The organism is Alicyclobacillus sendaiensis NBRC 100866 (assembly GCF_001552675.1).
Classification (GTDB): Bacteria; Bacillota; Bacilli; order Alicyclobacillales; family Alicyclobacillaceae; genus Alicyclobacillus; species Alicyclobacillus sendaiensis.
On sequence record NZ_BCRQ01000029.1, the window covers coordinates 22,300 to 31,998 of the forward strand.

Sequence of the window (9,699 nt, forward strand, 5' to 3'; positions counted from 1 at the left end):
GCGCCCGCCTGTCGGCGAACACGGCAGGCGGGCGCTTTTTTTTGTGCGGTTGGGTGCGCGTTCAGTACCAGCTCTTGTGGTGCGCGTGCATGTCGTGGTGCATGCCGTAGTGATAGGTGCTCGACTTCACGTCCTCGTAGTGCTTGCTTGGGATCTTCAGCACCTGGCCGGGGTAAATCATGTTGGGGTTCTTGATGCCGTTCGCCCGGACGATGGCCGACACGGTGGTGTCGTACTTGACCGCGATGTTTCCGAGCGTGTCACCGGGCTGGACGATGTACTTAACCACTGTCATCCCTCCTCGAAACGTGGTTCGTTCCACCGTATGCGGATGTGCGGGGACTTGCCGTAGATGCACGCCTAGATTCCCTGGTTGCAATGCGGACTCGTGTCCGATATGCTTGCTTTAGCATATTAGCGAGATAAAGAGCGCCGCATCGGCGCGGAGAAGGCGTGGAGGCTGGAGACGCATGAATGACACGAGGAGCGCGTGGGGCGCTCGCGCCTGGCAGGCGGTGCGCGGATTCGCGGACCGGCCCCCGGGGATGCAGGACGGATATCCGGACTTCGCCAAACGGCGCAGGGCCGTCGAAACCCGCCTGCTGTCGTTCTTGGAGGACGCGGGCTACGAGCCCGTGACGAGCGGGCTGTTTGAATACGTGGATACACTTTTGCGGGCGAGATCGCCCGAGGCGAGCCGCGACTGGATTCGCCTCTTTGACGGGGGCGGGCACGCCGTGGCGCTTCGCCCAGAGATGACGCCATCCATCGCCCGCATGGCGGCGCCGCGCGTGGCGGCCGGGCGGACGCCGATTCGCTGGTGCTACTGCGAGCGCGTGTATCGCCGCACGGACGATCCGGCCTCGCTCTCGTGGGCGAGCGGCAAAGCGGCGGAGTCGACGCAGGTGGGCATCGAGCGCATTGGCGAAGAGGCGAGCGTCGACGTGGACCTGGACGTCCTGCGCCTGTTGCACGAGGCGAGCCAGGCCGCGGGCGTGAGGTGCCACCGCATCGTGGTCAGCCACGCGCGCCTGGTGCCGCGCCTGCTGGACGCCATGGGCGTATCCACAGCGCTCGCGCGCACGTTTCTCGCCTGTCTCACGAGCGGAAATTACGTCCAGTTCCGCGAGCTCTGGCAGGCGCACGCGCTACGGGACGTGGATCTCCTTGCGAATCTGCTCGCGTGGTCGCCGGCCCATCGGGACGCGGCGAAGCGAAGCCGCGAAGCGTCGCGCGCGGAGCTCGAGGCGATGCTGCAGGCCTCGGTCGACGCCCGGGCCGCGCAGGACGTGCGCGACGCGTGGCAGTACCTCTGCCGCCTGGCGGACGCGCTCCACGATTCGGGCCTCGCGTCGGACGTCATCACCTTCGATCTCGCCCTCCATCGCGAGCTCGACTACTACACGGGCCTCGTATTCGAGGTGTTCGCGCCAGGCGTCGGCGCGCCCATCGCGCAGGGCGGGCGGTACGACGAACTGCTCGCCCAATTCGGAGCGGACGCGCCGGCCGTCGGCTTCGCGTTCGAGGTGGAGCGTGTGATGGCCGTGCTCGACGCGCAGGAGGAGGGGGAAGGCGGATGTTGACCGTGGCGATGGCCAAGGGGCGCACGCTCGACGACGTGGTGCCGCTCTGGGGGGCGGCCGGTATTGCCTATCCGCGCGACTGGGACGAGAGCCGCGCGCTCGTGTTCGAGATTCCGTGGCAAGGGTGGACGCTGCGCTATCTGCTCGCCAAGCCTGCCGACGTGCCCACCTACGTCGCGTACGGCGTGGCCGATCTCGGCGTCGTCGGCAACGACATCCTGCTCGAGCAAGAGCGGGAGATGTACGAGCTCTTGGATCTCGGCGTCGCGCGCTGCAAGCTGTGCGTCGCGGGGCGCGAGGAGGAGCGCCGCCACGCGCCCCGCCGCGTGGCGACGAAGTATCCGAAGCTTGCGGATCGCTACTTTCGCAGCCAGGGACACCAGGTGGAAATTGTGCCGCTCGCGGGCTCCATCGAGCTCGCCAGCGTCATTGGCTTGACGGACCGCATCTTCGATCTCGTCCAGACCGGCGAGACGCTTCGGGCCAACGGGCTCGTGGTGTTCGATGAAGTGCTCGACATCTCCGCGAGGCTTGTGGCCAACCGATCGAGCTACCGGATGAAACATCGAGAAATCTCGGCTTGCCTGGAACGGCTGGAGGCGGCCGTCGCGAGGAGGAACGCGTATGCGCCTTGACCGGGTGGACGTGATCGAGCAAGTTTCGTTCAAGTGGCAGCGGGAGACCGGCCGCGACGCGGACGTGTGGGAGCGAGTCGCGCGCATCGTCGAGGAGGTGCGCGCGGGCGGGGATGAGGCGCTCCGGCGGCTCACGAGAACCTTCGACGGGGTGGACGCGCCGCTCTGCGTGGCGCCTGAGGCGATGGAGGCCGCGTTTCGCGCGCTTCGCGCCGAGGTGAGGGACGCGCTCGCGCGCGCGGCGGAGCGCATCCGGCGCTTTCACGAGGCGCAGCTGCCGCAAGACGTCGTGCTCCGCGGCGAGGACGGCGAGACCCTCGAAATGTTGTGGCGCCCGCTTCGCCGCGTCGGCGTGTACGCGCCCGGCGGACGGGCGGCGTACCCGTCGACCGTGCTGATGGACGTCATTCCCGCGCAGGTGGCTGGTGTGCGCTCCATCGCGCTCGCGTCGCCGCCGGGCCCGGATGGGCTGCCTCACGCCGCCGTCCTGGCCGCGGCCCATCTTCTCGGCGTGGACGAGGTGTACGCCGTCGGCGGGGCGCAGGCGGTGGCGGCGCTCGCGTACGGCACGGAGACCATCGCGAGCGTGGACAAGATTGTCGGGCCGGGCAACGTGTACGTGGCGACGGCGAAGCGCATGGTGATGGGAGACGTCGGGATCGACAGCATCGCCGGGCCGACCGAGGTGGTGGTGGTGGCGGACGAGACGGCGAATCCGGCGTACGTCGCGGCCGATTTGCTCGCGCAGGCCGAACACGACGTGGAGGCCGGGGCCGTGTGCCTGAGCCCGTCCCGCCGGTTGCTCGAGCGGGTGCACGCCGAGATCGTGCGGCAGCTGGCGGCGCTGCCTCGGCGAGACATCGCGCGCGAGGCGCTCCTTCGCCACGGGGCGCTGGTCCTGGTGCGAAGTCTCGAGGACGCCGTCGATCTCGTCAACGACATGGCGCCGGAGCACGTGGAGCTGATGACGGAAGACCCCCGCCGCTGGCTGGCCAAGATCCGCACGGCCGGGGCGGCGTTCTTGGGCCCGTACACGCCGGAACCGGTGGGCGACTACTTCGCCGGGACCAACCACGTCCTGCCCACGCACGGCAGCGCGCGGTTCTCGAGCGGGCTTGGTACCCTCGATTTCATGCGGCGGATGACGGCCGCCACCTACACAGCGGAGACCCTCGCCCGCCACGCGCCGCACATCGAGGCGCTGGCGGAGGCCGAATCGCTGACCGCCCACCGGGACGCGGTGCGCATCCGCAGGGAGGAATTGCGATGAATGCGAACATGGGACGCCCCACCTTCGCGGCGGCCGTCGAGCGCGAGACCGGCGAGACGTCCGTGCGACTTTCGCTCAACCTTCACGGGGAAGGGCAGGCTTTGATGGACTTTCCTGTCCCCTTTTTGCGCCACATGCTGCATCTGTTCACTGTGCACGGGTCTTTCGACCTCACCGTCTCGGCGACTGGCGACGTGGACGTGGATGACCATCACCTTGTCGAGGACATCGGGCTGTGCCTGGGCCGCGCCATCCGCGAGGCGCTCGGCAACAAAGAGGGCATCCGCCGCTACGGGGAGCGCCACGTGCCCATGGACGAGGCGCTCGCCCGGGCGGTGATCGACCTGTCCGGCCGGCCGGCCTTCGTCCTGCACGCCCGGTTCACAGACGCGCGCATCGGCACGTTTCCGACCGAACTGGTGCACGAGTTTTTCAAGTCGGTGGCCAACGAGGCCCGGATGGCGCTGCACCTCGCCATCCTGTACGGAGAAAACAACCACCACATGGCGGAGGCCTTGTTCAAGGCGTTCGGCCAGGCGCTGCGCGAGGCGGTCGAGGTGACGGGAGGCGGCGTGCGAAGCAGCAAGGGGGTGCTGGAATGATCATCGTGCTCGATCCCGGCATTGGCAACCTCCACAGCGTGCTCGGCGGGCTCCGACGCGTGGGCACCGACGGTCGCGTGGTGGCGTCGCGCGGCGAATGGGAGGCGGCGCTTCGGGAACAAGGTCCCGTGCAGGGCGTCATCCTGCCCGGCGTGGGGGCGTTCGGCGACGCCATGAGCCAGATGCGCGCCCGCGGCCTGTGTGACGTGGTGCGCGACGCCGTCGCGCGGTCCATCCCGCTTCTCGGGATCTGTCTCGGCATGCAGCTTCTGTTCACCAGTTCGGAGGAGCACGGGGTGTTTCGGGGCTTGGATCTCGTTCCAGGCCACGTCGTCCGCTTTCCGGACGGGGCCAAGGTGCCGCACATGGGATGGAACAGCCTCGAGCTCAGCGCGCCCCATCACCCGCTGTTGCGCGACGTCCGCGAGGGGGATTACGTGTACTTCGTCCACTCCTACTACGCCGTCGCCGAGCGGTGGGAGGACGTGATCGCGCGCACCTCGTATGCGGGCGTGGACGTGCCCGCCGTGGTGGCGCGCGGCCGCGTGATGGGCGCGCAGTTTCACCCCGAAAAGAGCGGCGCGGTGGGCGAGCGCATTCTGGCGAACTTCGTGCGCATCGCGTCGTATCCGGCGCTGCTCGAGGGGGTGAGCCCATGAGCGGACTTCCGTTCACCGTCTATCCGGCTATCGACATCCTCGGGGGCGAAGTGGTCCGCCTCCGCCAGGGCGACTACCGGCAGGTTACGCGCTACGAGGGCCAGCCGGCAGGCGTCGCCGGGCGCCTGTGCGAGGCCGGCGCCCGCTTTCTGCACGTCGTCGATCTCGACGCGGCCCGCTCCGGCCAGAGCGAGAACGAGCGGGCGGTGCGCGCCATCGTCCAGACGGCGGCCTCCTACGGCGCGGCGGTGCAGGTGGGCGGCGGTATTCGCACGCGAGAGGCCATCGCCCGATGGCTGGAGGCGGGCGTGGCGCGGGTTGTCATCGGCACCGCGGTGCGAAAGGTCGAGCTGGTGGCGGAGTGGGCGCAGGAGTTTGGCGGCCACCGGCTCGTGGCGGGGCTGGATGGCCGCAAGGGGCGCCTCGCGGTGTCCGGCTGGCTGGAAGAAACCGAGTTGTCCGTCTTCGATCTCGCCCGCGAGCTCGCCAAAGCCGGCCTCGTCCAGGCGCTCGTGACGGACGTGGAGCGGGACGGAACCGGGCAAGGGCCGAATCTGGAGCTGGCGCTTGGCGTGCAGCAGTCGGGGCTTTTTGCCATCGCCTCAGGGGGCATCGGTTCCATCGAAGACGTCGTGGCGGCGCGCCGGGCTGGCCTCGCGGGCGCTGTGATCGGCAAGGCGCTGCACGACGGCCGCATCCAACTCGGCGAATTGTTTCAACGCCTCGCGCAGGAAGAGGAGGGAGGCGCGTGCTGACCAAGCGCATTATTCCCTGTTTTGACGTGCTCGACGGCCGCGTGGTCAAGCACGTGAGCTTCTTGGAGAACCGAAGGGACGCCGGGGATCCGGTGGCGCTCGCGGAGGCGTATTGCCGCGAAGGCGCGGACGAGCTCGTGCTCCTCGACATCTCCGCGTCGAGCGAGGGGCGCCTGGCCATGCTGCGGGTGGTGGAGCAGGTGGCTGCGCGCGTCAATGTGCCGCTCACCGTGGGCGGCGGCGTCTCCACCGTCGAAGACGTGCGGCGACTGCTCCTCTCCGGTGCGGACAAGGTGTCGATGAACACCGGGGCGTACCGCAACCACCGGCTCATCGAGGAGTCCGCGTGGCGGTTCGGCGAGCAGTGCGTAGTGGTGGCCATTGATGCGCGCTGGAGCGAGTCCCTCGGCCGCTACGAGGTCATGCTGCAGGGCGGCAAGGTGGGCACCGGCACCGACGCGGTGGAGTGGGCCAAGCGCGCGGCGCAGCTTGGCGCGGGCGAGATCCTGCTGACGAGCTTTCGGCAGGATGGCACGAAGTCGGGTTACGATCTCGACCTCACTCGCCGCGTGGCGGACGCCGTCCGCGTGCCGATCATCGCGAGCGGCGGGGCCGGAACGATGGAACATTTCGCCGAGGTCCTGACGCAGGGCGGTGCGGACGCGGCGCTCGCCGCGAGCGTGTTTCACTTTGGCGAGATCGCCATTCCGGCGTTGAAGCAGTATCTGCGCGAAAGGGGGGTGCCGGTCAGGTGGCCGCTGTGAAGGGAGACGTGGAGCTCGCGCGCGTCCGCTACGACGCCGCCACGGGGCTTGTGCCGGTGGTGGCCCAGGACGCCGAGACGGGCGACGTGTTGATGCTCGCCTACGCGGATCGCGAGGCGCTGAAGCGGACGCTCGCGACGGGCTACGCCTGGTATTACAGCCGATCCCGCCGGGCGTACTGGCGTAAGGGAGAGACGTCCGGCAACGTGCAGCGCGTGGTCGAGGTGCGTCTGGACTGCGACGGAGACGCCGTGCTGTACCGTGTGGTACCGGCGGGACCGGCCTGCCACACGGGCGAGCAGGTGTGTTTCTATCGCCGCCTGGTGCCGGACGGGGCGTTGTCGAAGGCGGCGGAGGGAGCGCCGGACCCTGAGGGCGCGGCTGTTCGCGGCGGGGAAGGCGATGCGCCGGAGGCGAGCGGTGCGGTTGCGGCGAGCAGCGGACCGGGCGATGCGCCTTTTGCGGCGTGGGATGAATCGGCGCTCGCGAGATTGTGGGGCGTGATTGACAGCCGCCACCGCGAGCGGCCGGACGGGAGCTACACCACGTACCTGTTCACGCACGGCGCGGAGCGGATGGGAAAGAAGATCGGCGAAGAGGCGGTGGAGGTGGCGCTGGCGGGGCTCAAGGCCGAACACGATGCGGCGGCGAAGGCCGAGGTGGCCTCCGAGTCCGCGGACCTGTTGTACCACCTTCTCGTCCTCTGGCGCCACGTAGGCATTCGGCCGAGCGACGTGTGGCAGGTCCTTGAGCGGCGCGCGTAGGAACAACCAGGCGTATGGGCACGGGCGCAACGTACACACCCTATCTCCATCACAAACGGAAAGATGGAGGGAAGGGTGTGCTGCAACTTCTCCTGGACATGGGCATGGGGGCGCTCGTCGATCTTATGCAGTGGGTCATCCAGTGGATTGGCGCGCTTCCCTAAACTGGCGGGCGCAGCCTACCGCCTTCATGCATTGGATACAGCATGGAGGTGGGAAAGATGGCGGTCATTTTGCATCCGCTCGTCACGGGCAGCGCGGAAATCGTCGTGAAGGCGGGGAGCAGTTCGGATCCCAACGTCGTGATCGCCGACTACCTCGGCATGACGGTCGGCGATGTGATGAACAAGCTCGAGCGGCACGGCTATCGACTGACGTTTGTCACGGATCATTACCTGGTGCTCGAGCGGCGGGTATCGCCGCTGCCACGCGCGTGCAAGAGGCCCACGTTGTTCCGCTAGGCGTGAGAAACGGAAGACTTGGGGCCTTGAGTTGAGCCGGTCGCTCGGCGTAGAGTAGCTACGGAGGGGGCCGGCTCGTTGCGTAAATGGGGATTGTTTGCACTGCTCATCGTCGCCAATTTGATCTGGTCCGCGAGCTTCACAGCCACGGGACTTGCTGCCGAGAGCTTTTCACCGCCGCTCATCGTGATGGCGCGCATGCTCGTCGGCGGGATGGTGCTCTTGCCCTTTGTCGCGCGCGACGTGCGCCTCAGGATGTGGACATGGAAGAAAATTCTTCGCATCTCGCTGCTCGGGCTGCTTGGCTTCACGCTCCCCGTGACGATGGAGACGGAAGGGATTCGCGCGTCGTCGCCGGCGCTCGGCGCGGTGTCCATCGCGCTGGAACCCCTTCTGACCCTGGTGGTCTCCGCCATCGCGTTTCGGACGCCGCTCGGTTGGCGGCGGTGGTTCGCCATGATCTTGGCGGCGACAGGGGCGTGGATCGTGGCGGGGTGTCCGCGGCCTGGATTTGCAGGTTACCTTCTCGGCGATCTCCTCATGCTTGGCGCCGTCGCGTGCTACGCCATCTACAACGCGATTTCGGGCAGGCTCACGGCTGACGTCTCCGCGGCCAGTGCGACGTCCATCATGCTCTTGGCGGCCGGCATCGGCTGCCTGCCGGTCTACGCCTGGACGGGGCACCCCTGGCCGCGCCACGTGGCGCATGCGAGCCTGTGGAGTCTTGTGTTTCTCGTGTTTTTCGCGACGGCCGCGGCTTATTTGATATGGATCTTCGTCCTGCAGGATCACGACGTGGCGAGCGCGGCCATCACGCTGTACCTTCAGCCCGTGTTTGGCGTCCTGATTTCGATTGTCGTCACTGGAGAACGGCCGTCCGCCCTGTTTTACGTCGGCGGCGCGATGATCCTCTTGGCGGTCTTCCTCGGGCAAGACCGGAAGCCTGCGAAGTCCGTGGCGCTGTCGGAGGTGGAGCGGGCGTCGATGTGAGGGCGAGTGCCATGGCGTGAAACGAGTTGCAGTGGCCATCGACGAGGTTTTCGAGCAGGCGTCATACCAAGATGGATTTCATCTGTTCGGCTGCAGGGCCAATGTCTCGGTACGCCAAGACACGCGGATTGCGGAGCGAGCGCAAAGCCGCTCGCTCCGCGCGCTTTTCTTCAGAACCCCGACAACACGATTTTGCCAATGGTCCGGCCAGACTCGAGCTTCGCGTGCGCCTTCCGCAGGTTCTCCGCGTTGATGGGCGACAAATGTTCCGTCATGGTGCTTCGAATTTGGCCTTCGTCGACGAGATCGGCCACTCGATTCAGGATGTCGCGCTGCCTGGCCATGTCCGGTGTCTGGTACCGCGGCCGCGTGAACATCAGTTCCCACGCGAACGTCACGCTTTTACCAAACAAGAGTTCCAGATTGAGCAGGGTACTCGTCTCCACGATGGAGCAAATCTTGCCCTGCGGCGCGATGACGTCCGCCATCTGCTCCCAGTGCTTGTCGGTGGAGTTCAGACACAGGATGGCGTCCACGTCGCGGAAGCCAATGGCCTCGAGCTGCGGCCGGAAGGGGCGGGAGTGATCCACGATGTGATCCGCGCCGTGCTGCAACGCCCATTCTCGCGTCTCGGGCCTCGACGCCGTGCCGATGACCGTGAACCCCGCGCGCTTGGCCAACTGGGTCGCGATGGAGCCCACGCCTCCTGCCGCGCCGATGATGAGGAGCGACGTGCCGCGGTTCGCTCCCGGTTCAAGCGAGAATCCGAGCCGATCTTCGAGTGCCTCCCACGCCGTCAGGCTCGTGAGCGGCAGTGCGGCGGCTTCAGCGAAGGAGAGCGTCTTCGGCTTGCGGCCCACGATGCGCTCGTCCACCAGGTGGTACTCCGCGTTCGTGCCTTGCCGCACGTTGCTGCCGGCGTAAAACACCTCGTCGCCCGGCTTGTACCACTGGCACTCCGGCCCGGTTTCCACGACAATGCCGGCGGCGTCAAAGCCGAGGATTTTGGGCGTGGACTCCACTTTGTCCTTCGGTGCGCGGATCTTCGTATCGACGGGATTGACGGACACGGCCTGGATCTGCACCAACAGATCGCGCCCTTGCGGCCGGGGGCGCTCCACCTCGAGGTCCAACAGGCTCTCCGGATCCGAGATGGGCAGGTAGCGATACAGGCCCACCGCTTTCATCTTTGCCACAGGCACCGCCTCCTCGTGAA

Annotated in this window: 12 protein-coding genes; 10 read left to right on the forward strand and 2 right to left on the reverse strand. The window is 67.3% G+C overall.

The annotated features are described in order from the left end of the window. Nucleotides 1–61: 61 nt before the first annotated feature. On the reverse strand, nt 62–295 hold the full coding sequence (locus tag AS26_RS07420) for a LysM peptidoglycan-binding domain-containing protein (protein WP_245629663.1): 234 nt from the start codon (nt 293–295) through the stop codon (nt 62–64). Between the two features lie 175 nt (nt 296–470). On the opposite strand from AS26_RS07420, the gene AS26_RS07425 reads away from it, so the two are divergent. The 10 genes from AS26_RS07425 to AS26_RS07470 all read left to right on the forward strand — a co-directional run bounded on the left by AS26_RS07425 (nt 471) and on the right by AS26_RS07470 (nt 8,483). Continuing rightward, complete coding sequence (locus AS26_RS07425; RefSeq protein WP_062307887.1) at nt 471–1,583, forward strand: ATP phosphoribosyltransferase regulatory subunit; 1,113 nt, start codon at nt 471–473, stop codon at nt 1,581–1,583. Beyond that, nucleotides 1,577–2,218: an ATP phosphoribosyltransferase gene (gene hisG, locus AS26_RS07430; RefSeq protein ID WP_062307890.1), complete on the forward strand. Its 642-nt coding sequence runs from the start codon at nt 1,577–1,579 to the stop codon at nt 2,216–2,218. The genes AS26_RS07425 and hisG overlap by 7 nt, the downstream gene beginning before the upstream one ends. Next, nucleotides 2,208–3,488: a histidinol dehydrogenase gene (gene hisD, locus AS26_RS07435; protein ID WP_062307892.1), complete on the forward strand. Its 1,281-nt coding sequence runs from the start codon at nt 2,208–2,210 to the stop codon at nt 3,486–3,488. Before hisG ends, hisD begins: the two co-directional genes overlap by 11 nt. Beyond that, complete coding sequence (hisB, locus tag AS26_RS07440; protein ID WP_062307894.1) at nt 3,485–4,090, forward strand: imidazoleglycerol-phosphate dehydratase HisB; 606 nt, start codon at nt 3,485–3,487, stop codon at nt 4,088–4,090. Before hisD ends, hisB begins: the two co-directional genes overlap by 4 nt. Further along, nucleotides 4,087–4,749 carry an imidazole glycerol phosphate synthase subunit HisH gene (gene hisH, locus AS26_RS07445; RefSeq protein ID WP_062307897.1) on the forward strand — a complete coding sequence of 221 codons (663 nt, stop codon included), beginning with the start codon at nt 4,087–4,089 and terminating at the stop codon, nt 4,747–4,749. Before hisB ends, hisH begins: the two co-directional genes overlap by 4 nt. Continuing rightward, nucleotides 4,746–5,504: a 1-(5-phosphoribosyl)-5-[(5-phosphoribosylamino)methylideneamino]imidazole-4-carboxamide isomerase gene (gene hisA, locus AS26_RS07450; protein ID WP_062307899.1), complete on the forward strand. Its 759-nt coding sequence runs from the start codon at nt 4,746–4,748 to the stop codon at nt 5,502–5,504. Before hisH ends, hisA begins: the two co-directional genes overlap by 4 nt. After that, nucleotides 5,498–6,268 (forward strand): imidazole glycerol phosphate synthase subunit HisF, encoded by a 771-nt coding sequence (hisF, locus tag AS26_RS07455; RefSeq protein ID WP_062307900.1) that lies wholly within the window; start codon nt 5,498–5,500, stop codon nt 6,266–6,268. Before hisA ends, hisF begins: the two co-directional genes overlap by 7 nt. After that, a complete protein-coding gene (gene hisI, locus AS26_RS07460) occupies nt 6,256–7,032 on the forward strand; it encodes a phosphoribosyl-AMP cyclohydrolase (protein WP_062307903.1) in 777 nt (258 codons plus the stop codon). The genes hisF and hisI overlap by 13 nt, the downstream gene beginning before the upstream one ends. A gap of 221 nt (nt 7,033–7,253) precedes the next feature. Beyond that, a complete protein-coding gene (locus AS26_RS07465; RefSeq protein ID WP_062307905.1) occupies nt 7,254–7,493 on the forward strand; it encodes a hypothetical protein in 240 nt (79 codons plus the stop codon). Nucleotides 7,494–7,571: 78 nt separating this feature from the next. Beyond that, complete coding sequence (locus tag AS26_RS07470; RefSeq protein ID WP_062307907.1) at nt 7,572–8,483, forward strand: DMT family transporter; 912 nt, start codon at nt 7,572–7,574, stop codon at nt 8,481–8,483. A gap of 170 nt (nt 8,484–8,653) precedes the next feature. Here AS26_RS07470 and AS26_RS07475 read toward each other — a convergent pair whose 3' ends face one another. Continuing rightward, nucleotides 8,654–9,670, reverse strand: coding sequence for a zinc-binding alcohol dehydrogenase family protein (locus tag AS26_RS07475; RefSeq protein WP_062307910.1), 1,017 nt, complete (start codon nt 9,668–9,670; stop codon nt 8,654–8,656). Nucleotides 9,671–9,699: the final 29 nt, after the last annotated feature.

Excerpts from the sequence above, each read along its gene's own strand:
- AS26_RS07420 (WP_245629663.1), bottom strand. The coding sequence starts at position 295 with ATGACAGTGGTTAAGTACATCGTCCAGCCCGGTGACACGCTCGGAAAC.
- AS26_RS07425 (WP_062307887.1), top strand. The coding sequence starts at position 471 with ATGAATGACACGAGGAGCGCGTGGGGCGCTCGCGCCTGGCAGGCGGTG.
- hisG (WP_062307890.1), top strand. The coding sequence starts at position 1,577 with ATGTTGACCGTGGCGATGGCCAAGGGGCGCACGCTCGACGACGTGGTG.
- hisD (WP_062307892.1), top strand. The coding sequence starts at position 2,208 with ATGCGCCTTGACCGGGTGGACGTGATCGAGCAAGTTTCGTTCAAGTGG.
- hisB (WP_062307894.1), top strand. The coding sequence starts at position 3,485 with ATGAATGCGAACATGGGACGCCCCACCTTCGCGGCGGCCGTCGAGCGC.
- hisH (WP_062307897.1), top strand. The coding sequence starts at position 4,087 with ATGATCATCGTGCTCGATCCCGGCATTGGCAACCTCCACAGCGTGCTC.
- hisA (WP_062307899.1), top strand. The coding sequence starts at position 4,746 with ATGAGCGGACTTCCGTTCACCGTCTATCCGGCTATCGACATCCTCGGG.
- AS26_RS07465 (WP_062307905.1), top strand. The coding sequence starts at position 7,254 with ATGGCGGTCATTTTGCATCCGCTCGTCACGGGCAGCGCGGAAATCGTC.
- AS26_RS07475 (WP_062307910.1), bottom strand. The coding sequence starts at position 9,670 with ATGAAAGCGGTGGGCCTGTATCGCTACCTGCCCATCTCGGATCCGGAG.